Raw genomic sequence first — 22,282 nt, 5'->3', positions numbered from 1 at the left:
GCTTAGGCCTCCCCTTCACGCAGATTCTTCAGAAATGGTTTGAAGCCCATATCACCCAGCCAGAAATGAACCAGGCCATCCACGCCTTTACTGGTCAGAGTAGCGCCGGACAGACCATCGACCTTGTGCTCGGCGTCGGGATCGGAAGAGCTTACGGAACCTTTAATGACGGACAACTGAACGTCACCATTATCGCCGTAGATTTTCTTGCCTTCCCATTGAGCTTTCCAGCTGGGATTATCTACTTCCCCGCCCAGACCCGGTGTTTCTGCATGCTCATAGAAAGTCAGACCGGCAACGGTATTGCCATCGGCCTCCACCGCCATAAAGCCATACAGTGTCGACCACAAGCCGTAACCCCTGACCGGCAGAACCACCGTTTCCAGATCGCCGTTCTCGTCCTCGACCAGGAAAACTTCGGCATAACGCTCCCGACGGGAAATGCTGGCGATGTCTTCACCGGAAGACAGTGCCATGGAGCGGCTCGGATCGCGAGCCGCCTTCCACTGGTCATAGTTCGCCGGATCCACATCCTCAGAGAAGGTACCGGTTTCCAGGTCAACAATGCGGTTTTGAACTCGACTTTCAAAGATCTCATCAACGGAGTGTTCACCATCGAGTAAGCCCGCTGCGGCCAGGATATTGCTTTTGAAGTCCAGCTCCTGGTTCATTTGCTGCATGGGGCGCAACAGCACGGCTGCTGTAGACACCACCACGGAGCAGACGATACACAGCAGCAAGGTAACTGTGATCGTCTTCTTGATCGTATCGTTATTAGCCACGCGCCAACCTCCGCTTGATATTCGCTTCTACCACAAAATGGTCGATCAGGGGTGCAAACAGGTTGGCGAACAGAATGGCCAACATCATCCCCTCCGGGAAAGCCGGGTTGACGACACGAATCAACACTACCATCAAGCCGATCAATACGCCGAACCAGAACTTGCCGGTATTGGTCATGGCGGCGGACACCGGGTCGGTCGCCATGAACATCATGCCGAACGCAAAACCGCCGACGACCATGTGCCAGTACCAGGGCATGGCAAACATCGGGTTGGCATCGGAGCCAATGACATTGAACAGCAGCGACAGCGCCACCATCCCGGCCATGACACCGGCAACAATCCGCCAGGAAGCGATGCCCATGATCAGCAGGATGCCACCACCGATGAAGATGGCAAGCGTAGAGACTTCACCAATCGAGCCATGAATGCGGCCAATGAAAGCGTCCATCCAGCTCATGGTTTGCATCAAACCGTCCATACCCTGCTGGTAAGCAACGGACAAGGCCGTCGCACCAGTGTAGCCATCCACCGCCGTCCACACGGCGTCGCCAGACATTTCTGCCGGGTAGGCGAAGAACATGAACGCACGGCCGGTGAGTGCAGGGTTGAGGAAATTCTTGCCGGTACCACCGAACACTTCCTTACCCACGACCACGCCGAAACTGATACCCAGCGCGGCCTGCCAAAGCGGTACATCCGGCGGGCAAATCAGCGCAAACAATACGGAAGTCACAAAGAAACCTTCGTTCACTTCGTGGCCACGCACCGTGGCAAACAACACTTCCCAGAAGCCCCCTACCACAAACACAACCAGGTAAATTGGCAGGAAGTAGGCAGCGCCATGCCAGAAGGAATCCCAGATGCTGCTGGCATCGTAACCGCCCATCATCTCGATAAAGGCGCCGCGCCAGCCTTCTACCGCGGAAATACCCATATCAGCCATGATGGTGTTCGCCTGGAAACCCAGGTTGTACATGCCATAAAACATGGCGGGGAAAGTACACAGCCACACTGTGATCATAATACGCTTCAGGTCAATGCCGTCACGTACATGAGCCGTGGTCTTGGTAACACTCCCGGGACGATAGAAAATCGTGTCTACCGCTTCGTACAGGGAATACCATTTTTCCAGTTTCCCACCCTTGTGGAAGTTCGGCTCGATCTTGTCGAGGTAATTTCGCAGAGCTTTCATAGTGCCTTAGCCCTCCTTCTCAATACGGGTGAGGTTATCGCGCAAAATCGGCCCGTACTCGTACTTGCCGGGGCACACGAAAGTACAAAGCGCCAGATCTTCCTCGTCCAGCTCCAGACAACCGAGTTTTTGGGCGGTGTCTGTATCGCCAACGATCAACGCACGTAGCAATTGGGTGGGGAGAATATCGAGCGGCATTACGCGCTCGTAACTGCCTACGGGCACCATTGCACGCTCACTGCCACTGGTCGTGGTGGTAAACGAATATTGTTTGCCTCGGAACAGCTTAGAGACGTAGATGCCCATTACGGAGAATGCATTGAAACCGGCGCGCAAGTAATGAAGCATCGGTCGATCATTGCCTTCAAGCAACACGGAGACCTGCTGATGGTAACGGCCGAGATAAGCCAATGGCCCGCGGGCCACACGACCGCCGAACACAGAGCCTGATACCAGCCGATTCTCACCGGGCTTTAGCTCCTCTGCGGTCAACTCTTCCAGGCTGGCACCAACACGGGTGCGCACCAAACGCGGTTTTTCCACTTGCGGGCCGCTCAGTGCCACGACGCGCGAGGTATCCAGCTTGCCGGTGGTGAAGAGGTGACCAATGGCGGCTACCTCTTGATAATTGACAGCCCAAACGCTTTTGCGCTCGTTAACCGGGTCCAGGTGATGAATATGGGTGCCGGCATTGCCTGCCGGATGCACGCCGCCGAACTCTTCGACGGCAATACGGTCGCTGGAGGTGACCGGGATATCAGCCCCCGCCGCCTTGCAGACATAGACCTTGCCTGCGGTCAATTGGCTGAGCACCGTCAGACCTGCCTTAAAATCCTCCGCCTTTTCAGCCACAATCACCGCCGGGTCAGCGGCCAGAGGATTGGTATCCATGGCAGTGACGAAGATGGAGTTGGGCTTGCTGTCGAGGGCGGGAACTTTGCTGTAAGGGCGGGTGCGCAACGCGGTCCAGAGACCAGACTCAACGAGCAATGCCCGGGCCTCTTCGTCGGAGACCTGCGCTGGATCGGTACCTTTATAGGCCTCGAAGGCCTCATGTTCATCGCCCTCTACATCGATCACAACGGATTGCAGCGCCCGGCGCTCACCGCGGTTAATCGCCGCGACGGTGCCAGACGCAGGCGATGTATAGCGCACGCCTTCCGTCTTTTTATCGGTAAACAGTAACTGACCGAGCTTGACCTTGTCCCCCACCTGAACTGCCATGGTCGGTTTCATACCGTGGTAATCAAAACCGATGACAGCCACAGAGCGGATAGCGGGACCCTCGCTGATGGCCTGCTCGGGCGCACCGGATATAGGTAAATCCAATCCCCGACGGATCTTTATCATACGTCTCTGCCTAATCACTCGTTGGATAAACTGACCGCTCGGGAACTGGCCCCGAATGGCCGGTGTCTTATACCGGGCTACCCGAACAACGCTCCACGCACTCCACCCCGACTGCCCGGCTTATGACGGGGTGCGATTCACTTGTGCGGATAGTCATTATTAGAATTAGAAGCGTGTGTAACGGGATGCTCCACCTGGGCGGTGCACTCTCCGTGGAAAAGCGCATGTGCTGAGAGATTCCTCCGCCCCAACACCCATCGCGGAGTGGGTACAGCGGCTGTTGCCGCTCATACCCCCAAGAAAACCGCGGCAATTATAAAGACCACAGCGCCGAATGACCAGTGTAAAGGCTCTATTTTTCCCAGAAATCCGTTGTATTTGACGCCGCAAAGGGTGCTCAGCAAAGACCGAAAACACAAACCGCCCCGGTCGGGTACAATAGCGCCTTTTTCCCTCAGACCCGATTTATGAGCGAACAGAACCCCCTGAACCCACCGGTACCGGCGCCGCCTGGCCAGCGCCAGCAGTGGGGCCAACTACACGGTGCCGCGCAGGCCCTGACACTGGTCAATGCAGCGCAGCGCAACGACAGCCTCAGCCTGGTGATTACCGCTGATACGGCGGGCGCCCAGCGCCTGGAAAGCGAGTTGCGCTACTTCGCCGGTGACACCCTGCCCGTGCTGCACCTGGCCGACTGGGAAACCCTGCCCTACGACAGCATTTCTCCCCATCAGGATATTGTCTCGGAGCGACTGAGAACCCTGTATCGCCTGCCGTCCACCCGGCAGGGGCTGCTGGTGGTGCCAGTGACCAGCCTGCTGCAACGCCTGATGCCACAACATTACCTCTTGGCCAACAGCCTGATATTGGAGCCCGGCGAAACGCTCGACCTCGAAGCGCTGCGGCAGCGCCTGGAAAAAGCCGGCTACCACTGTGTTGACACCGTCTATGAGCACGGTGAGTTCGCGGTGCGCGGCGCCCTGATCGATCTGTTTCCGATGGGGAGTAATCAACCGTTCCGAATCGATTTGTTCGACGACGAAGTGGAGACGTTACGCAGCTTCGATCCCGAAACCCAGATGACCGTGGAACAAGTGGAACGCATCCAGCTGCTGCCCGCTCGCGAGTTTCCACTCGACAAAACCGGTATCGCCCGCTTTCGAGACCACTGGCACGCCCGCTTTGATGTCGACCACCGCGCCTGCCCCGTTTATCAGGACGTGTGCAGCGGCATTGCCCCGCCCGGCATAGAATACTACCTCCCCCTGTTTTTCGAGCAAAGCAGCCACCTGTTCGACTACCTCCCGGGCGCCACCCATATCTACGTGATCGGCGAACTGGAGCAGGCGGCCACCCGCTTCTGGAGCGAACTGGAAAACCGTTACGAAAGCCGCAAAGTGGACCCGCAACGCCCCATTTTGCCACCCCGGGATATCTACCTGGGTGTGGACGAGCTGTTTGGGCTGCTCAAACCACTCAGCCGAACCTTTATCCAAAGCGCCCCGGCGAGCGATGGTGCCGGCCACTATAATTTCGCCAGCCAACCGCCACCCCGGCTACCGGTGAATCATCAAGCCGAGAACCCGCTCACGGCGGTTGAAGCCTTTCTCATGGAGTTCGACGGACGCGTACTGTTCTGCGCAGACTCCGCAGGTCGACGCGAAACGCTGCTGGAGCTGCTGGGCCGCATTCGGGTCAATCCAACGGTATTGGACTCCTGGTCTGAAGCCACAACGTCATCCGCCCCTCTCGCGCTGACGGTAGCGCCTCTGGACCAGGGCTTATTGCTCACGGACCCCTCTCTGGCCGTTATCGCCGAGTCCCAGCTGTTTGGCGACCGGGTGCAACAGCAGCGGAGACGTCGCCAGGTTCAAGACAACAGCGACCTGGTCATCAAAAACCTGACCGAATTGAAACCCGGCGCTCCGGTCGTGCATATCGATCACGGCGTGGGGCGCTATCGCGGACTGGAGACGCTGGAAGTCGATAGCCAGGCCACGGAATTCCTGACCCTGGAGTACGCCGACGGCGCCAAACTCTATGTGCCGGTTACCAACCTTCATTTGATCAGCCGCTTCAGCGGAGCCGATGAAGAAATGGCGCCTCTGCATAAGCTGGGCAGCGATCAATGGCAGAAGGCGAAGCGTAAAGCCGCCGAACAGGTTCGCGACGCGGCCGCGGAGTTACTGGATATTTACGCACGCCGGGCCGCGCGCAAAGGTTTTGCGTTCGACGATCCGCAAACCGCCTACCAAAGCTTCGCCGCCGCGTTTCCATTTGAAGAAACGCCGGACCAACAACGGGCCATCGAATCGGTGGTCGCGGACATGCTGTCTCCTCAGCCCATGGACCGCCTGGTGTGTGGCGATGTCGGCTTCGGAAAAACCGAAGTGGCCATGCGCGCGGCGTTTATCGCCAGCTACAGCGGAAAGCAGGTGGCCCTGCTGGCTCCCACCACCCTGCTCGCCCAACAGCACTTTGAATCTCTTAAGGACCGCTTTGCCGACTGGCCCATTACCATTGAAGTCCTGTCACGCTTCCGCACCACCAAGGAGGTGAACGAGGTCCTCAAACGTGTGGAATCCGGCAAGGTGGACATCGTCGTGGGCACCCATAAATTGTTACAGGGCGATATTCAGTACAAAGACCTGGGGCTGCTGATTATTGATGAAGAGCACCGCTTCGGGGTGCGCCAGAAAGAAAAGCTCAAAGCACTGCGCTCTGAAATCGACATCCTGACCCTGACTGCAACCCCCATCCCGCGCACCCTGAATCTCTCCATGTCCGGGATTCGGGACCTGTCGATCATCGCTACACCACCGGCGCGCCGCCTGTCTGTTAAAACCTTTGTTCGCCCCCACGACGAGGCCACCATTAACGAAGCCATCCTGCGGGAAATCCTGCGGGGCGGCCAGGTCTATTACCTGTTTAATGAAGTCAAGAATATTGAGCGAGTGGCACGCGAACTCGGCGCAATGATCCCGGAAGCACGCATCGGCATCGGTCACGGGCAAATGCGCGAACGCGAACTGGAACGGGTGATGTCCGACTTCTATCACAAACGTTTCAATGTGATGGTATGCACCACCATTATCGAAACCGGTATCGACGTACCCAGCGCCAACACCATCATTATTCACCGCGCCGACAAGTTTGGGCTGGCTCAGCTACACCAGCTGCGCGGACGGGTGGGACGCTCCCACCACCAGGCATACGCTTACCTGCTGACGCCCGAGCGCCGGGCGATGACCGGCGATGCGCTCAAGCGGTTGGACGCCATTGCGGCGGCCCATGATCTGGGGGCAGGCTTCACCCTGGCCACCCACGATATGGAAATTCGCGGCGCTGGCGAATTGCTCGGTGAAGACCAGAGCGGACAGATACAAACCGTCGGCTTTTCACTGTATATGGACATGCTTGACCGCGCCATCAAAGCCATCCGCTCAGGCAAAACCCCCGATATTGAGCAGCCTCTGGACAGCGGCATTGATGTTAACCTGCGCATACCCGCCCTGATACCGGCCGACTATTTGCCCGACGTACACAGCCGCTTGGTGCTCTATAAACGCCTGGCCAACGCCGAGTCGGATGACGCTCTGCGGGAGCTGCAAGTGGAAATGATTGACCGGTTCGGATTGCTGCCCGAGCCCACCAAAAACCTCTTTCGAGTAACCGCCCTGAAGTTGCGCGCTGATGCGCTGGGTATTGCCAAGCTCGAGGCGGGCGAGCGCAGCGGACGGGTGGAATTTTCCGAACAGACCGAGGTCGATCCGTTAACGATTGTGCAATTGGTGCAAAGCGATCCACAAAGCTATCAACTCGCGGGCGCCAATCATTTAAAATTCATTCAAAATATGGAAAATGGCGAAACGCGCCTGAATGCGGTTTCGGAACTGCTGGACAAATTGACGCCCGGGAAACGCTCATGACCTACGCTTCACGCCTGACCCAATGCCTGGTCGGCCTCACCACCGCCCTGTTGATATCACTGCCGAGCACGGTGGTGGCCGCCGACGATGATCAGGACAACTGGTATCAGGTGGAAGTGATCATTTTTGCGCGCGAGGGCAGCGATAATGGCATTGAACAGTGGCCACGCAATATCGCTTTGCGTTACCCCCTGAACTGGGTAGCCCTGCAAGATACAGAAGCTCAGAGCACCGAGGTTGAAGAAGACCTGCCCTCCTGGGAGCGCGGGCTGGCCGCCCGCCGCCAAACCGAAGCGCCAAGCCATGCGCACGGCGCCTTTTCACCTCTACCATCGGCGGAACGTAATATGAACCGTTACGCCGGCGCGATGGAGCGTTCCGGGGAATACCGGGTGCTGTTCCACGAAGCCTGGCGCCAGCCGGTAAAGCCTCTGGAGTCGGCGCCGGCGCTTTTGATTGAGGGCGGCAATACGTTTGGCAACCACACCGAACTTGAGGGCAGCATCACCTTGAGCTTATCGCGCTATCTCCACCTGCACACCCGGCTGTGGCTAACCGACTTTGAGCCTAACTACGGCCAGCCCCCGGGCGCCTGGCCAGAGCTGCCGCGTCGCCCGGACCAGCGCACAAGCATGAACCCCTCCCGCGCGTCCAGAGACTCAGCGGACGACTGGACGGTGCCCTCCACGTCCTGGGAGGACGACTGGCGCAGCGGCGAGAATACCGCCTGGGATAGAAGTCTAAACACCACCTCCAGCCTGCCGGATTTTATGGAGGAGGACTACCTGCCGCGCCGAATTGCCACCCTGACACAACAGCGCCGTATGCGCAGCGACGAGCTGCATTACATCGATCACCCGCTATTCGGGCTGTTGATAAAAGTCACCAGCTACGAACCGTCCATAGACTAGAGAAGGAAGGGATTTGCGAAACGCAGAAAGGACATCTCTGAAAAGCCGACTGGAAACCACCCGCCCATAACCAGCGGCGGGTGACCGCTGAAAAGCGAAGTCAGGCGTAAGCGACCACGTCGTCCGCCTGCAAACCCTTCTCACCTTCGAGCAGCTGGAACTCGACACTCTGCCCCTCGGACAGAGAGCGGTAACCTTCTCCTCGGATATTGCGGTAGTGAACGAACACGTCGTCACTGTTTTCACCTCGGGTGATAAAACCATACCCCCGGGCATTATTGAACCATTTGACGGTTCCTGATGCGCGCTCAGACATACTGATACCCCATTATTCTTATCAAAGTCCTGAATTACGTCTTACTAAACAAACATCACAAAACTTTGCAAAGATGGGCTTGCAAAACTTGCGACAACTCCTGTTGAAACAGGAGGCCACTGTTTTAAGCCAAATACGCCCAATTGTCCAGAGGTCGATGGTAATTTTGCGACTCTTTTAGCCGTTTTTCCGGTTAATCCGGCACTGCGAAAATTCCCGGCGCGTTTCGCCAGAGACCTTTCCAATCCATTCCAAAACCGAACACAAAACGATCCGGCACGGTCAGCCCCACAAAATCCGCCTCAATGGCCGGAGGCTCGGGCAGGCGTTTTTGTACCATCGCCACCGTGTGAACGGAGCGAGCCCCTTGTGCCAGAGCATCCTCGACCAACGCTTTTAACGTCAGCCCCTGATCGAGGATATCGTCAATAATCAGCAGGTGGCGATCATGGAGCAAGGTTTCCGGCCGATGCAGCCAGCGCAAACGCGTCTGGCCCTCCATCGCTTTCCCGTACCGGGTAGCATGCACATAATCCGTTTCCACGGCGCCCTGCAAGCGAGGCAACAAGTGCCCCGCCGTGATCAAGCCGCCATTCATTACCGGCAAGGCCAGCAAGACATCATCAGAAGGCATAATTTGATTAATGTCGTTTGCAAGGCGATCCAGCGCTACGTTTAGATCCGATAAATCGTATAAACACTCAGTGCCACTGGGTAACCACGCATCAATCGCCGTCACTGCCCTCTCCTTCATCAGATTGCTGATCTCTGATTTCCCCTTTTCGGGAGTCTTTCGTCTGCTGACGGCTCACTTTCTCTGGGCGACGCGTTTTGTCGGAAGACGACTCGTCGTCATTTTGCTCGTCACGCGTAGCGGATTTCTCGTTCAAACGCAGACCTTCAGGCACATGCACGGTCGAAGTGGGGAAGGCAATTTCCGCCCCGTGGCCAATAATAATTTCCGCGACTTTTAACAGGATGCTCTGTTTAATAGAGTGGAATTCCACCCAGTTAACCGTTTTCGTGAACGTATAAATAAAGAAGTCGAGAGAGCTCGGCCCAAAGGAGTTAAAATTCACGATTAAAGTCTGATTGTCGGTTTCCATCCGGTCATCATCAATCAGCATTTGCCGCACATCCGCAATAATATCGTCCATTTTTTCAACGTCATCGTAACGAATGCCAATGGTCTCGTTGATTCGACGGTGCTCCATCCGGGATGGGTTCTCTACGGAAATCTGTGTAAAGGTCGCATTAGGCACATACAGCGGGCGCCGATCAAAGGTGCGAATACGGGTCTGCCGCCAACCGATATTCTCCACGGTGCCCTCAATTTCCTGATCCGGCGACCGAACCCAGTCACCGACCGCAAACGGCCGATCAAGATAAATGGTCAATCCGCCAAAAAAGTTGGCCAACATATCCTTAGCGGCAAAGCCTACAGCGATACCACCTACCCCGCCAAAAGCCAACACACCGGAAATGCTGTACCCCAGCGTTTGCAAAAGCACCAGGCCGGCCGTCACCACAACGGCGATTTTTAACAGCTTGCTGATCGCTGTTACAGTCGTCGGATCACCTGGATCCCCTTTATGGGGCTGCAAAAACTCCAGTTCACCATAACGAATGAAACGGATCATAAACCAGGTTATCAGCAGTACCACACCCACATCGCGGACCGTCTGCACGACGCTCATCAACTCCAGATCGGCCCCTCGGTGAGTCAGATAACTGGCCCAACTGATGCCCAGCAACCATATGATGGCCTTGACTGGCGCGCGCATTGCCCGGAATAAAAGTGCCAGCCAAATGGCAGAGGACTTCTCGGCCTTGCGCTCCAGGCGACCAATAATAAAACTCACCACCATCGCCAACACCAGCGTGGCCAACACCACGCCAAAGGCGTGCAGAATCCAAAGCTGATCGCGGTCAGCCAGCTCCATTAGCCAGGTTTTTGCCGTTTCGTACATTTCCAACAAGGTGTGAGCCTCCCACTGTGTTCATTACGCCACCACGGCGGACATTCGTCGAGTTCGCTGCGCTTGTATCGCGGTGTCACTGCATCTGGACCAGAAACTAGACGATTTTTTTATGTAAACCGTACTTCATAGACGCATTTCGACTGAGCAAGTATACCGACGGTGACCCTAAAACCAAAACTGCAAGCCAAATTAGTGGGTTAGGCGATGCGGCACAGAATAGCACCGCTGCCGGTTGGCAACCCTCCCGAAAACGGGAGGTGAGTCGACGACAAAGGCATGCTAAGGTAACTCAGCCAACCCCTTTCAGGAGGCGTAAACATGAGCGTTCAGTTTCCGGTTGTCGGAGCCTGGTACTTTGATCGCGAACAACAGCAACTGTTTGAGGTGGTCGCGCTGGACGACGCTCAGGGCACCGTCGAAGTTCAATACCTGGATGGCGCCATCGGTGAGTTTGACCTGGAAGCCTGGCCCCAATTGCCGGTAGCAATCGCGGCAGCGCCGGAGAATTCCGACGCCGGCTATGAGCTCAGTCAGGAAGACCGGTGCCCCGAAGACGACATCATCATGCCAGAACCCTGGAACAACCCCCTGCTGACCATCGAACCGGACCTCTTTCAAGGGTATGAGGACTAATCACTACGCCCCTCACCGGCCCCTACCAAAACTGCCCCCCCAAATAACGGCAAAGCAGCACCCGGTCTTCTCATGCCAGCCCCAGGCAGTGCCGGTTTTCAGAAGTTTTAAAACCTGTTCTTGCATACAGTAGATAACTGTATATAATCACAATAGCTGTATAAAAAATCATGGCACCAACATGGCACCAAAAGAGTTCCCGACCTGCCCCCAGGCAGAATGACAACGGAGTACGTTATGTACAACCTGACCCCGAGACAAGACCTGACCCCGCGACAAGAAAAGGTCCTGCAACTTATCAGGTCCTACACAGAGGAGACGGGCTATCCTCCCACCCGGGCGGAAATCGCACGAATCCTGGGCTATAAGTCAGCCAACGCAGCAGAGGAACACATCAAAGCGCTGGCGCGCAAAGGTGCCATTGAGGTCATCCCCGGTGCCTCCCGCGGCATACGCCTGGTGGAACCCCAGCAAGGGTTACCCTTGATAGGCCGGGTGGCCGCCGGCAGCCCTATTCTCGCTCAGGAGCATATCGAGGATCACTGCCAGCTGCCTCACAACTTCTTCACTCCCCACGCCGACTATCTACTGCGCGTCCACGGTATGAGCATGAAAGATGCCGGCATTCTGGATGGGGATTTGCTCGCCGTACACCGCACACAACAAGTGCGCAACGGGCAAATCGTCGTCGCGCGAATTGGCGAGGAAGTGACCGTCAAGCGGTTTAAGCGCATTGGCAACCGAGCCCAGGTGGAGCTGTGGCCCGAGAATCCCGAGTTCAATGTCATTGAGGTGGACCTGCGTGATCAGGAATTCACCATTGAAGGTCTCAGTGTAGGAGTGATTCGCCGTGATTGATTACGCGATACAGGACTCCGGCCAGGCTTCAACGACTAGCGGTGGCATCACCGAACTGGTACTGACCCACAATGCCCCCGAACAAACCCAACTGCTGCTGCCAATGATCGCCCATTTGAGCCGCACTCAAAACAACCGCTGGGTGACCTGGATAAGCCCTGGCCCCGTTGACCGGCAATTGCTGGAACGATACGGTGTGGACAGCAGGGCCATCCGGTTAATTCACGCTCCTGAAAGCGCGGACAGCCGGTGGATTCTTTGGGAAGCACTGGCCAAGGGAAACAGCCACACCGTCATTGCGAGCCCTGGCGCACTAAACGAGCGGGAAATGAAACAGCTGGAAGCGGCAGCGATGCAGGGGCAGTGCCAGGCACTGTTGTTGCGTATACGCCGTTGATAGTAGGAGTCTGCCACCACAAGATGGCCACATACCAAAGGATGGTCACATAAGATTTGGTCAGTGATACACGGGCTCTTCGTCCCCAACGCCGAACTCACCCAGAAAGTCTTCCACACCCTCGTCCGCAATCTCACTGGCGGCTTCCATACCGGCTTCAATCATTGCGCGAGCCACGTCCAGTTTGCCCTCACGCATGTAGGAGAGTGAATCGGCGGAAAAACGAATACTGACCAGCGGTTCCGGCTCCGCTTCGTCATCGGCGCGCTGCAAGACCACATCGCCATTGGCCAGCTCGACAATTTCGTACAGGGATGATGACATAAAGACTCCTCAATGCCCGCCGATACGGTCATTTATCATGGCTTTCCTGCACAGTTTAACACAGAGCACTTTCCAGTGCGTCGATCCGGAACACCGCAACGCCGGGCTCAGTATTCTGCACCGATCTCCCGCTGATGGTCTATCAGAGACTCCATGGATTGCAGCCATGACCCAAGCGATTCTCGTGTAACGCGCCGTTTACCACCTTGAGGAGAGTCCAGATCCACCACCTGGATACGCCGCTGTATGGAGGGCTTGGGCGCGGGTTGCCAGCAGACGTCGTACGCCGCCTGTAACGAGGACAGCCAGGAGCCCGTCTCGTGCCGCAGCCTTTCAAGCTCACGAGCCTCGACCGGTTCCTTGTCGAGGTTCTGCAAACGCTTCAGCAAATCCTGCTCGGTGACAATAGTCTCACTGCTGGGGACGCCGTAATGCTCGGCCAGTTCCTGCAAATAATGCCGGTAGGCGCACATGAGATGAAATGCCCCGGCATCCAGTAAAGCTTGCTGCTCAAGCCGCTGATTGGCGTTGGCAGGCACCGCTGACTCTCCAGCGGTCAGGCGCAATATGGCACGGCAGTACGCCAGTTTTTGGTTCACTCGTGCCAGGCTGGGGTTCACTTGTTGGGGACCCATTTGCCTTTTTCGTAGAACGCTTTCCAGCCCGTGGCTTTGCCGTCCACTTCAGACTGCACATATTGCTCCTTGGTTTTGCGGCTGTAGCGAATGACGGTCGCATTCCCATCGGAATCCTCTGTCGGCGCCGAAAACAGGAATTTATACTTGGGGTCGATTTCCGACTTGTGCGGCAATAACTCTGCAACCAAAGGCGCCCGAGTCTCCCGGTTTTTGGGGAATTGACTCGCCGCGAGAAACAGCCCGGAAGCACCATCTCGCAGTACGTACGTGTCATCCACCTTTTCACAAGCCAACTCCGGCATGGGCACTGGGTCCATTTTCGGTGGAGCCGGCTCGCCGCTCTTCAAGAGCTTACGGGTATTTTTACACTCGCTGTTGGTACACCCGAAATATTTGCCAAAACGCCCGGTTTTGAGCTGCATTTCGCTGCCACATTTATCACATTCCAGTGTTGGACCTTCGTACCCCTTGATCTTGAAACTGCCCTCTTCCACTTCATAGCCGGGGCAGTCCGGGTTATTACCGCAAATATGCAGCTTGCGCTTGCTGTCCAGCAAATAGCTGTCCATGGCAGTGTTGCACAGTTTACAGCGACGTTTGGTGCGCAACAGCCGGGATTCGGCCTCTTCGTCGGCATCAACATCCAGAGCCTCTTCCCCCGGAAGAAGGTTCATGGTGTTCTTGCAGCGCTCCTTGGGCGGCAGGCTGTAACCCGAGCACCCCAAAAATACACCCGTGCTGCCGGTACGAATCTGCATGGGTCGCCCGCACTGATCGCACTTGATGTCGGTATCCGTGGGCGCATTGGTGCGCATACCCTCTTCTGCACGTTGTGCTCGTTCGAGCTTGCGGGTGAACTCTGCGTAGAATTCATCGAGCAACTGCTGCCAGTTTTTATCGCCCTGAGCGACATCGTCGAGAGAGTCTTCCATGCTCGCGGTAAACCCGTAATCCATCAGGTCGTCAAAGCTTTCCACAAGGCGTTCGGTAACGATATCCCCCATTTTTTCCGCATAGAAACGACGATTCTCCAACCGAACGTAACCGCGATCCTGAATGGTGGAAATAATGGATGCGTAGGTCGAGGGTCGACCGATGGCGCGCTTCTCCAACTCCTTCACCAGACTGGCTTCTGTAAAGCGGGCCGGAGGTTTGGTGAAGTGCTGGGAAGGTTCCAGTTTAATCAGTGGCAGCACCTGTCCTACCTTGATATCCGGCAGCACGACATCTTCGTCTTTCTTGGCCACGGGCGGCAGCACTTTCATAAAGCCATCAAAACGAATAACACGCCCACGGGTGCGCAACTCAAACTCGTCGGCTTTTACTACCACAGACGTGCTGGTAAATTCGGCCGGGCTCATCTGGCACGCTACGAATTGCTGCCAAATCAAGGTATAAAGGCGCTCCGCATCCCGCTCCATCCCGCTCAACTGATTGGGCTTGACACTCACGCTGGAGGGGCGAATCGCCTCGTGCGCCTCTTGAGCACCTGCCTTGCTACTGTAGACGGCGGGGCTTTCGGGCAAATAGCGCTTGCCATATTGCTCGCCAATATACTCGCGACAGTTGGTCACGGCTTCCTGACTCAAATTGGTAGAGTCAGTTCGCATATAGGTGATGTAGCCCGCTTCATAAAGGCGCTGGGCCATCATCATGGTTTTCTTTACCCCGAAGCCCAGGCGTGTGCTGGCCGCCTGCTGCAACGTCGAAGTAATAAAGGGGGCCGGCGGCTTGGACTTGGTGGGCTTGTCTTCACGGTCCACCACTTCGTAGCGGGCCGACTCCAATACTTGCACCGCGGCCATCGTCTGGCTTTCATTCAGAGGCTTGAACGCGGTCTCGCCCTGTTTTTTGACTTCAAAGCGCACCGCGTCGCCACTGCTGGCCTTGAGTTGCGCGCCCAACGTCCAGTATTCCTCTGGCACGAAAGCGCGAATTTCGCGCTCGCGCTCCACCACCAGGCGCACGGCAACAGACTGCACCCTTCCCGCGGACAAACCGCGCGCAATTTTCTCCCACAGCAACGGGGACAGCATGTAACCGACGACGCGGTCCAGGAAGCGGCGGGCCTGCTGGGCGTTCACCCGATCGCGATCGAGGCGACCCGGCTGCTTGAAGGCGTTCTGGATGGCACTTTTGGTGATCTCGTTGAAAACCACTCGCCGATACTGGTCGGGGTTGCCACCAATGGACTCCTGGAGGTGCCAGGCAATCGCCTCCCCCTCGCGGTCAAGGTCCGTTGCGAGATAAATGGTATCGGCCTTGGCCGCCAATTTGCGCAGCTCGTCGACCACCTTCTCTTTGCCAGGCAGAATCTCGTAGTGCGCTTGCCAGCCGTGCTCAGGATCGATACCCATGCGCTTGATCAACTGATCTTTCTGCTTTTTGGCTTTGTATTTCTCTTTCTCCTTGGGAGAGAGCTTGCGAGTCTTCGCCGCCTGGCGGGCTCGCTCTTTGGGGTCCACGGGCTTACTGTTGCCACTGGTTGGCAAGTCGCGAATATGACCCACGCTGGATTTCACGATGTAATCGTTACCCAGATACTTGTTGATGGTCTTGGCTTTGGCCGGGGATTCCACAATAACTAAAGATTTACCCATGCGACTCTTCTTTGTCAGCCCGTATCAGTTGCAAGAATCAGCGGGTAGCCCCAAAAAGGCCAGAGCGCCGCGAAATGCCGGTTGAGGTGCGCATATATAAGTCCTGAATCGGCGCGGGTCAAGTCGCCATTGCGGGGCAGTGATCGTTTTCCCCGCTTCAAAGCCGTCTTTTAACCCCCCAGGCAATGCTATCTCAGTGGAGGCTATCTGCTTGATTTGCAAGGGTTTGGCACAAATCAGGCATAAAGCTTTTCGCTGCCTGGCCGACATCACCAAAGAGAGAGGAGAAAATGCCAATGACACTTTCCCTCCTCGCCCGCCAAGGGCTGAACGGCTTTCTCTTCCGACACATTCAGATTCTAGGCTATGGCGCAACTGCTGTTATTAATCATCGTGTTGTTATCGGCACTCTTCGCGGTCCATCTGATCAATCAGCGCGAGGAAAAGGTACGGCAACAGCGTCTGCACCAGCGAAGCTACCGCTGGCGTGCCGACCAGCTCGAAGAGGTGCTGGTGGGTCTGGAGGCCGTTATGAGTGACCGGTCGGTCGCCCTTTGCGTCAACCGAGAAATCTTGCACCTGCTTGAGCAAATGCTGGCGTTGGAGCAGGGAGACAAAACACCCCTGGAAACCCGCCTGCGCTATGTTCGGGAACGGGAAGAGGGCTTGCGCGAACACCCCGACCAACCCAGAGCCAGCCGACTTCGCGAGAGCGACGCGGAGATGGCCAGGGCGAAGGGCCATATGGAACACGCGGCCAAAGTGCTTCGTCGCCAGCACCAGGAAGGCCGACTGGATGAAACCTTGTCGTTAAGTGACCTACTTCAATCTTTAAGCTGGCAGGCCCTGATGGTGGAGGTAATCACCTATATCGTTGAGGGGCACAAGGCGCTGCGGCGCGGGGACATTACCACCTCGCAAGCGTATTACAAGAAAGCCCAGGGGCTGCTGATCAGCTCGGACCACCCGGACCCGCGCCGTATGGCGATGATTCGCGAGCTCGGTGAGGTCATTCTGGGCAAACGCGCCGCCCTCAGTGAAGAGCTGATGCCGGAGGACGCTTACAATCCCGGAGTTTGACCAGGCCGTCCAGCACGGTTTGCAGTGCATCGTCGCCACCGAGTTCCATCCAGTAAATCGACCACCCGGCCGCATCGCCGGCCACTGCTCGAACGGATTTGGGCAGCCCCGGTAACAGGGCGGTCAGGCAATCCTGTTCCTCAGCGCTCGCCCGCTCGCGCCCCTGCCACACCCAGTCGCCCAAAAAGTGGGCTTCGTGCTGATAAACCCCACGAACGAGCATCCAGGATCGACTCGGACCGCCCCCCTTCGCGGCCGGAAGACGATAAACGGGTACAAGATCCGGATCGCCGAGATCGGTAGCCTGAGACGGCAGCGTCTGCATCGTAACCTTAACACCGCGCTCCTGCGCACCTCCACGCAGTTCGTTTAAGCGGCGATCTCTAGTGCTGGGCTGTAACAGCATTACTGGCCCCAGCACCATCACCAAAACCCCCAGGAGCGTTAACCATACGCCAATCGTCACACGCTTTACCTCTGCTCTGCTGCGCAATCCCGGCCGCTTCCACAGGCACCGAAACTGCTGCTATTATGAATGGGCAGGCAGCGGTTAGCCGCTGCCTACAGGATTGAAACACATCAGCGAATCATCGTTAGAGAACCATCATTTGCGAGGGAGCCCTATGGCCGCTTACCATCACATTATCGCCGGTCTGGACCTGTCCGAGGAATCTCCCCAAGTGCTCGAGCGAGCCACTGAGCTGGCCCGTGCCTGTAACGCCACCCTGAGCGTTGCCCACGTCATCGAGCCACTCACGTTCGCCTATGGCGGCGATATGCCGGTGGACCTCTCTGAAGTGCAGGAACAGTTACAGCTGAAAGCGGAGCAGGAATTACATCGTCTGACCCGGCAAACCGACCTTACCATCCAACAGGAACACGTCCTGGTGGGTCAGCCTGCCACGGAGCTGCATTATCTGGCCAACCAGGAAGGTGCCGACTTGATTGTCGTCGGCAGCCACGGCCGCAAAGGTTTTGCACTTCTTCTTGGCTCCACCTCCAACAGCGTGATGCACGGTGCCAGTTGCGACGTGCTCGCCGTGCGGGTGTCGCACCCTGACTCCAGCGAAACCTAATCCTCTCTCACTCCGGGCGCCTTATCCCCTCAGGCGCCCTGCATCTCCTCCAGTTCCATCCAGCGTTCAAAACACGTTTCCAGCGTTTGTTCCACTTCGGCCAGCGCTTTCAGGTGCGCGTCCACCACGTCCTGGGGCTCCTTATAAAAAGCCGGGTCGGCGGCTCGCTGTTGAAGGTCGGCCAATTCCGATTCCAATGCCTCTATGCGCTTTGGCAACTCATCAAACTCGCGCTGCAACTTGTAACTGAGTTTCTTGGGACGAGCCGCTGTGGCCGACTTTTGCACGCCCGGAGATTCCGTCGTCTTCGTCGTCGCACTCCCCTCGACTGGCGTCGCTTCCTCACTGGTCCAGCGCCCGCCCTGACGCACCCAGTCTTCGTAACCACCGACGTATTCCCGGACCTGCCCACGCCCCTCAAAAGCAATCACGCTGGTCACAATGTTATCCAGAAACGCTCGGTCGTGACTGACCAGTAATACCGTGCCATCGTATTCGGCCAGAAGGTCTTCCAGCAGTTCCAGCGTTTCCACATCCAGATCATTGGTCGGCTCGTCCATGACCAACAGGTTGGCAGGTTTGCTGAACAGCTTGGCCAACAGGACACGGTTTCGCTCGCCGCCGGAGAGCGCACGCAATGGTGTGCGGGCACGCTCACCCGTAAACAGAAAGTCACTCAAGTACGAAATAATGTGGCGGGATTTGCCGTTGAGTTCAATGAACTCGCGCCCTTCAGCGATATTGTCCACCGCGTTCTGATCCAGATTTAACTGCTCGCGCAGCTGATCAAAGTAAGCCACCTGTAACTGCGTACCCAGCCGAACCCGGCCAGCCTGAGGTTCCAGTTCACCGAGAATCAACCTCAATAATGTGCTTTTCCCGGCGCCGTTGGCACCAATCAGACCAATACGGTCACGGCGCATAATCGTGCTGGAGAATTCATTCACGATCGGTTTGCTCTGATAGCGGTAGGACACTTTCTCCAGCTCTGCCACCAGTTTCCCCGAGCGTTCCCCGCTGCTGACCGAGAAGCTGGCCTTTCCCTGGACCTCTCGACGCTCGCCGCGCGTCTCCCGCATGGCCTTCAAGGCACGCACACGGCCTTCGTTGCGGGTACGTCGGGCCTTGATGCCCTGGCGAATCCAGCTTTCCTCCTGGGCGAGTTTCTTATCGAACAAGGCGTTGTGGCGGGCTTCTTCGGCCAGAGCCTGCTCGCGGTACTCAAGGTAACGGTCGTACGTACCAGACCAAGTGCGCAAGTGCCCCCGGTCCAGTTCAGCAATTGCCGTGGCCAACTTGCGTAACAAAGATCGGTCATGCGTAATGAACACCAGGGCACCATTAAATTGCAAAAGCTGCTGCTCCAACCATTCAATGGCGGCAATATCCAGATGGTTGGTGGGTTCATCCAGCAGCAGCACATCGGGCTCGCAAACCAGCGCCTGGGCCAGGGCGACTCGCCGCCGCCAGCCGCCCGAAAGACTGCCCATCATCCACTGTCCCTCCAGGCCCAGACGGGTTAAGGTGGTTTCTACTTTTTGCTGGAACTGCCAGCCGTCCATCGCTTCGATTTCCTGCTGCAAACGCGCCAGTTCGGTCATGTCCACATCCGCCCCGGCCTGCGACAGCCGCTGAAAGGCAGCAAGCCGCTCTCCCAGTCCATCCAGACCCGCCGCGACCACCTCAAAAACACTCTGCTCATCAGCGTCCGGAAGATCCTGGGCCAACCGGGCCACACGGGTCTGTGGCGATACGGTAATGGCACCACCGTCCAGTTCCACTTCCCCGGCGAGAATTTTCATCAAACTGGATTTGCCGGCGCCATTACGGCCAATCAGGCACAGGCGTTGCCCCCGTTCGATAGAGAGGTCCACTCCATCGAGCAAAACCTGTAAACCATAGCTGAGATGCGCATTTTCGAGTCGAATCAATGACATGAGATCACTTTTTGCTAAACTGCCTTAACAAGGAATAAAAAACCGGTTTTTATCACAACACGCTGGTAGCGTCGCACTGGCGGGCTTGATATGCTGAATACAGGGCTTGCTGACAGGCCCCGACACGCTTCGGCGGAGCCGCATCATACCGCCTTACCGCGTGGTGAAGAAGAATAATCCGGTCCCGACCCCGAACGAACAGTGAGGTAGCGGCAGTTATGAGGCATTGTGTAGAACATCGACAGCCCCGGTGGTCATTTTCCCGGCTGGCGCTTTGCCTTGGTTTTACCGCCACTTGTGTGTTAGGTGCTCCGATGGCGTTGTCGAACCCATCGGATAAAGCGACCCTCGACACCGTTACCCCGGACAGTGTGACTCCCGAGGCGGTTCAACGTGAGGCCCAGCGACAACGCTTTCTCGATGCCAGAGACGCACTCTCTCGCCGTCAAATGAGCCGTTACCGCGAGTTGCGCGCCACTCTGGACGACTACCCCCTGACGCCCTATCTCGATTACCGCGAACTGACGCGAAATCTGGCCAAAAAAACCGCCTCCGATGAAATCGCCGCTTTTCTTCAGCGTGAACAGGGCTCTTATCTCGCCCGACAACTACGCCGCCAGTGGCTGGATCGACTGGCTCGACAAGAACGCTGGGACGACTACCTTCAATTCTACGATGAGAGCGTTCGGCGAACCGAACTGCACTGTTATGCCCTGAAGGCCCGTTTGCAAAACGGTGACGACAGCGTGCTGGACGAAGTGGCATCGCTCTGGAATGTTCCCACCTCTCAGCCGAACGCCTGTGACGACGTTTTCGACGCCTGGATGGCCGCAGGACGGTTGACGTCTGACATTGCCTGGGAGCGCTACACCAAAGCACTGCGCGCGCGGCACTACCACCTTGCCGACTACATCGCCCGGCAAATGCCGGAACCCTGGCAAAAAAGGGCAAAGCTGTTGCGGGAGGTAGACCGCCACCCGGAAACTCTGACGCAGACACGGCGCTTCGCCGAACAGTCCGAGGCCATGCAAACCATTATTACGCATGGCCTGCAACGACTGGCCCGAACCGATGCGCCCCAGGCCCTCAGCCTTTGGCGCGGCTACGACGCCCAGCAGCTGTTTTCCAACCATGCGCGCCTCGCCACCCAGGAAACCATTGCCCGACGATTGATTTATCAGGACCACCGGGAGCTGGCCGATAATCTGCTGGCGACTGTCCCTGCGCTGAACAGCAGCGATTTGATTGAATCCCTTATCCGGGACGCGCTGCGCCACCTGGACTGGGAACGGGCCTATACCTGGCTGAATCAACTCCCGGCCGACGCACGCGACACGGAGCGCTGGCGCTACTGGCGGGCGCGAATGATCGAGGAACTGGATCTCGACAATACCGGCCCGGAACCACGGGATCTTTATACCGCGGTAGCCGCTACCCGCAGTTTCTACGGTTTTCTGTCCGCCGATAAGCTGGGCATTGATTATCGTCTGCTGGACCAGCCCGCACCGGTGTCCGAAACGACACTGGCTGCCGTGGAGCAACACCCCGCCTTGCAACGCGCCCGCGAGTTGCTGCTGATTGACGATGTTAACAACGCCAGCCGCGAGTGGTTTTTCACCGTTCCCACCCTCCCACATGAGCAGATACTCGCCGCCGGCAAGCTCGCTCAACAATGGGGCTGGCACCGTAAAGGCATTCAGGCCATGATCAATGCACGCTTCTGGGACGACCTTCAGGTTCGGTTCCCTCTGGCCTACGCGGAGTACGTGCAATCGGCCGCCCAGGAGACCTCAGTCCACCCTCACCTGCTGTTTGCCATTGCCCGCCAGGAAAGCGCCTTTATGCCACACGCTCGTTCGCCAGCCGGTGCCATGGGGCTTATGCAATTGATGCCGGCCACCGCCCGACAGACTGCCCAGCGCGCGGGTGTGTCCTATCGGCAGGCCGACTTACTCAGCCCGGAAAAAAATATCGCCCTCGGCAGTCGCTACCTGAACGAACTGCTGGATGAATTTGATGGCAATCGTATCCTGGCCGCGGCCGCCTATAACGCCGGCCCCTACCGGGTGAAACAATGGCTGAAAGACACGGGAGAGCGCATCCCCTACGATGTGTGGATAGAGACGATCCCCTTCAGCGAAACCCGGGGTTATGTGCAGAATGTGCTCTCATACTCGGTAATTTACGGATACCGGATGGGCGAGAAAAACCGCTTTATTACCCCGGAGGAAGCCAGACGTCCTTTGTGACAGTGCAGGAGTGGCAGTGAAGGCG

At 57.1% G+C, this 22,282-nt stretch carries 19 protein-coding genes; 8 read left to right on the top strand and 11 right to left on the bottom strand.

The window, feature by feature from the left end; genetic code table 11:
* Positions 1-2 precede the first annotated feature (2 nt).
* The 3 genes from ACQCLF_RS11135 to ACQCLF_RS11125 are packed head-to-tail and all read right to left on the bottom strand — an operon-like array spanning position 3 to position 3,327.
* Positions 3-782, bottom strand: a complete 780-nt coding sequence (locus ACQCLF_RS11135) for a Na(+)-translocating NADH-quinone reductase subunit C (RefSeq protein WP_426987244.1) — start codon at positions 780-782, stop codon at positions 3-5.
* Positions 775-1,977, bottom strand: coding sequence for an NADH:ubiquinone reductase (Na(+)-transporting) subunit B (locus ACQCLF_RS11130; protein WP_426987242.1), 1,203 nt, complete (start codon positions 1,975-1,977; stop codon positions 775-777). The genes ACQCLF_RS11135 and ACQCLF_RS11130 overlap by 8 nt, the downstream gene beginning before the upstream one ends.
* A gap of 6 nt (positions 1,978-1,983) precedes the next feature.
* Positions 1,984-3,327 (bottom strand): Na(+)-translocating NADH-quinone reductase subunit A, encoded by a 1,344-nt coding sequence (locus ACQCLF_RS11125; protein ID WP_426987240.1) that lies wholly within the window; start codon positions 3,325-3,327, stop codon positions 1,984-1,986.
* 467 nt (positions 3,328-3,794) lie between these two features.
* Between ACQCLF_RS11125 and mfd the strand changes: the two genes are divergently transcribed.
* Positions 3,795-7,256: a transcription-repair coupling factor gene (gene mfd, locus ACQCLF_RS11120; protein ID WP_426987238.1), complete on the top strand. Its 3,462-nt coding sequence runs from the start codon at positions 3,795-3,797 to the stop codon at positions 7,254-7,256.
* Entirely contained in the window at positions 7,253-8,167 is a 915-nt protein-coding gene (locus ACQCLF_RS11115; protein ID WP_426987236.1) for a CsiV family protein, read from the top strand. Before mfd ends, ACQCLF_RS11115 begins: the two co-directional genes overlap by 4 nt.
* Positions 8,168-8,267: 100 nt before the next feature.
* Here the strand turns inward: ACQCLF_RS11115 and ACQCLF_RS11110 are convergent, their stop codons facing one another.
* The 3 genes from ACQCLF_RS11110 to ACQCLF_RS11100 form a co-directional block, all read right to left on the bottom strand.
* Entirely contained in the window at positions 8,268-8,483 is a 216-nt protein-coding gene (locus ACQCLF_RS11110; RefSeq protein WP_426987234.1) for a cold-shock protein, read from the bottom strand.
* 193 nt (positions 8,484-8,676) lie between these two features.
* Positions 8,677-9,222, bottom strand: a complete 546-nt coding sequence (locus tag ACQCLF_RS11105; RefSeq protein ID WP_426987233.1) for a hypoxanthine-guanine phosphoribosyltransferase — start codon at positions 9,220-9,222, stop codon at positions 8,677-8,679.
* Entirely contained in the window at positions 9,209-10,459 is a 1,251-nt protein-coding gene (locus tag ACQCLF_RS11100) for a mechanosensitive ion channel family protein (protein ID WP_426987627.1), read from the bottom strand. Before ACQCLF_RS11100 ends, ACQCLF_RS11105 begins: the two co-directional genes overlap by 14 nt.
* 324 nt (positions 10,460-10,783) lie before the next feature.
* Between ACQCLF_RS11100 and ACQCLF_RS11095 the strand changes: the two genes are divergently transcribed.
* From ACQCLF_RS11095 to ACQCLF_RS11085, 3 genes are all read left to right on the top strand, one after another.
* Complete coding sequence (locus tag ACQCLF_RS11095; protein ID WP_426987232.1) at positions 10,784-11,098, top strand: DUF6763 family protein; 315 nt, start codon at positions 10,784-10,786, stop codon at positions 11,096-11,098.
* Positions 11,099-11,335: 237 nt separating this feature from the next.
* A complete protein-coding gene (lexA, locus tag ACQCLF_RS11090; RefSeq protein ID WP_426987231.1) occupies positions 11,336-11,956 on the top strand; it encodes a transcriptional repressor LexA in 621 nt (206 codons plus the stop codon).
* Positions 11,949-12,353, top strand: coding sequence for a cell division inhibitor SulA (locus tag ACQCLF_RS11085; protein WP_426987229.1), 405 nt, complete (start codon positions 11,949-11,951; stop codon positions 12,351-12,353). Before lexA ends, ACQCLF_RS11085 begins: the two co-directional genes overlap by 8 nt.
* 60 nt (positions 12,354-12,413) lie before the next feature.
* On the opposite strand, the gene ACQCLF_RS11080 is transcribed toward ACQCLF_RS11085, so the two are convergent.
* The 3 genes from ACQCLF_RS11080 to topA all read right to left on the bottom strand — a co-directional run bounded on the left by ACQCLF_RS11080 (position 12,414) and on the right by topA (position 15,915).
* Positions 12,414-12,677, bottom strand: coding sequence for a hypothetical protein (locus ACQCLF_RS11080; RefSeq protein ID WP_426987227.1), 264 nt, complete (start codon positions 12,675-12,677; stop codon positions 12,414-12,416).
* Positions 12,678-12,784: 107 nt separating this feature from the next.
* Positions 12,785-13,312 (bottom strand): DUF6586 family protein, encoded by a 528-nt coding sequence (locus ACQCLF_RS11075; RefSeq protein ID WP_426987225.1) that lies wholly within the window; start codon positions 13,310-13,312, stop codon positions 12,785-12,787.
* A complete protein-coding gene (topA, locus tag ACQCLF_RS11070; protein ID WP_426987223.1) occupies positions 13,294-15,915 on the bottom strand; it encodes a type I DNA topoisomerase in 2,622 nt (873 codons plus the stop codon). The genes ACQCLF_RS11075 and topA overlap by 19 nt, the downstream gene beginning before the upstream one ends.
* A gap of 366 nt (positions 15,916-16,281) precedes the next feature.
* Between topA and ACQCLF_RS11065 the strand changes: the two genes are divergently transcribed.
* A complete protein-coding gene (locus tag ACQCLF_RS11065; protein ID WP_426987221.1) occupies positions 16,282-16,995 on the top strand; it encodes a hypothetical protein in 714 nt (237 codons plus the stop codon).
* Here ACQCLF_RS11065 and ACQCLF_RS11060 read toward each other — a convergent pair.
* Positions 16,949-17,461 carry a hypothetical protein gene (locus ACQCLF_RS11060; RefSeq protein ID WP_426987220.1) on the bottom strand — a complete coding sequence of 171 codons (513 nt, stop codon included), beginning with the start codon at positions 17,459-17,461 and terminating at the stop codon, positions 16,949-16,951. The two genes, ACQCLF_RS11065 and ACQCLF_RS11060, sit on opposite strands and share 47 nt — an antisense overlap.
* A gap of 157 nt (positions 17,462-17,618) precedes the next feature.
* Between ACQCLF_RS11060 and ACQCLF_RS11055 the strand changes: the two genes are divergently transcribed.
* Positions 17,619-18,071 (top strand): universal stress protein, encoded by a 453-nt coding sequence (locus ACQCLF_RS11055; RefSeq protein WP_426987218.1) that lies wholly within the window; start codon positions 17,619-17,621, stop codon positions 18,069-18,071.
* A 29-nt stretch (positions 18,072-18,100) separates the two neighbouring features.
* Here the strand turns inward: ACQCLF_RS11055 and ACQCLF_RS11050 are convergent, their stop codons facing one another.
* Positions 18,101-20,008 carry an ATP-binding cassette domain-containing protein gene (locus ACQCLF_RS11050; protein ID WP_426987216.1) on the bottom strand — a complete coding sequence of 636 codons (1,908 nt, stop codon included), beginning with the start codon at positions 20,006-20,008 and terminating at the stop codon, positions 18,101-18,103.
* Between the two features lie 314 nt (positions 20,009-20,322).
* On the opposite strand from ACQCLF_RS11050, the gene ACQCLF_RS11045 reads away from it, so the two are divergent.
* The gene (locus ACQCLF_RS11045) at positions 20,323-22,257 is read left to right on the top strand and encodes a transglycosylase SLT domain-containing protein (RefSeq protein ID WP_426987214.1); all 1,935 of its coding nucleotides are present in this window, start codon (positions 20,323-20,325) and stop codon (positions 22,255-22,257) included.
* Positions 22,258-22,282 lie beyond the last annotated feature (25 nt).

It is taken from the genome of Marinimicrobium sp. ARAG 43.8 (assembly GCF_050113635.1).
Classification (GTDB): Bacteria; Pseudomonadota; Gammaproteobacteria; order Pseudomonadales; family Cellvibrionaceae; genus Marinimicrobium.
The sequence above is the reverse complement of the archived record's forward strand: the minus strand, read 5'-3'. Positions and strand labels throughout refer to the sequence as shown.

Excerpts from the sequence above, each read along its gene's own strand:
- lexA (WP_426987231.1), top strand. The coding sequence starts at position 11,336 with ATGTACAACCTGACCCCGAGACAAGACCTGACCCCGCGACAAGAAAAG.
- ACQCLF_RS11095 (WP_426987232.1), top strand. The coding sequence starts at position 10,784 with ATGAGCGTTCAGTTTCCGGTTGTCGGAGCCTGGTACTTTGATCGCGAA.
- ACQCLF_RS11075 (WP_426987225.1), bottom strand. The coding sequence starts at position 13,312 with ATGGGTCCCCAACAAGTGAACCCCAGCCTGGCACGAGTGAACCAAAAA.
- mfd (WP_426987238.1), top strand. The coding sequence starts at position 3,795 with ATGAGCGAACAGAACCCCCTGAACCCACCGGTACCGGCGCCGCCTGGC.
- ACQCLF_RS11110 (WP_426987234.1), bottom strand. The coding sequence starts at position 8,483 with ATGTCTGAGCGCGCATCAGGAACCGTCAAATGGTTCAATAATGCCCGG.
- ACQCLF_RS11050 (WP_426987216.1), bottom strand. The coding sequence starts at position 20,008 with ATGTCATTGATTCGACTCGAAAATGCGCATCTCAGCTATGGTTTACAG.
- ACQCLF_RS11125 (WP_426987240.1), bottom strand. The coding sequence starts at position 3,327 with ATGATAAAGATCCGTCGGGGATTGGATTTACCTATATCCGGTGCGCCC.
- ACQCLF_RS11115 (WP_426987236.1), top strand. The coding sequence starts at position 7,253 with ATGACCTACGCTTCACGCCTGACCCAATGCCTGGTCGGCCTCACCACC.
- ACQCLF_RS11065 (WP_426987221.1), top strand. The coding sequence starts at position 16,282 with ATGGCGCAACTGCTGTTATTAATCATCGTGTTGTTATCGGCACTCTTC.
- topA (WP_426987223.1), bottom strand. The coding sequence starts at position 15,915 with ATGGGTAAATCTTTAGTTATTGTGGAATCCCCGGCCAAAGCCAAGACC.
- ACQCLF_RS11080 (WP_426987227.1), bottom strand. The coding sequence starts at position 12,677 with ATGTCATCATCCCTGTACGAAATTGTCGAGCTGGCCAATGGCGATGTG.
- ACQCLF_RS11055 (WP_426987218.1), top strand. The coding sequence starts at position 17,619 with ATGGCCGCTTACCATCACATTATCGCCGGTCTGGACCTGTCCGAGGAA.
- ACQCLF_RS11130 (WP_426987242.1), bottom strand. The coding sequence starts at position 1,977 with ATGAAAGCTCTGCGAAATTACCTCGACAAGATCGAGCCGAACTTCCAC.
- ACQCLF_RS11045 (WP_426987214.1), top strand. The coding sequence starts at position 20,323 with ATGGCGTTGTCGAACCCATCGGATAAAGCGACCCTCGACACCGTTACC.